Origin of the sequence: Burkholderia sp. RS01, assembly GCF_039748055.1 — a bacterium.
Taxonomy (GTDB): Bacteria; Actinomycetota; Actinomycetes; order Actinomycetales; family Micrococcaceae; genus Arthrobacter.
On sequence record NZ_JBDLAK010000064.1, the window covers coordinates 1 to 419 of the forward strand.

Here is a 419-nt window from a genome sequence, read left to right on the forward strand (position 1 = left end):
ACCATGCCCAGGTTCCGGCCCTGGGTGATGACGTCCAGGGACCGGTCGTAGCGGAACGCGGGGCGGATCCGCTTGAAGATCCGCGGCACGGTCTCGACGTTGTGGGCGAAGACCTCGGGCTTGGAATCGCAGATCGCCTCGATGTGCTCGGGCTTGCCGGAGAAGTCCGGGATCAGCAGTTCGACGCCGGTGCCCGGGTTCAGCTCGTGGATCTTGCGGACCGTTTCGGCGTAGAGCCAGACGCCCTCGTCGGCGAGGTCGTCACGGGCCACGCCGGTCACGGTGGCGTAGCGCAGCTGCATGGCCTGGACCGAGCGGGCCACCTTGGTGGGTTCGAAGACGTCCACCGGGGAGGGCTTGCCGGTGTCGATCTGGCAGAAATCGCAGCGCCGGGTGCATTCGGAGCCGCCGATCAGGAA

The 419-nt window shown here is 67.3% G+C and carries 1 protein-coding gene; it reads right to left on the minus strand.

The features are described from left to right. A partial coding sequence (locus tag ABFP37_RS22535) for a radical SAM protein (RefSeq protein WP_347035038.1) occupies positions 1-419 on the minus strand: 419 nt, incomplete at both ends.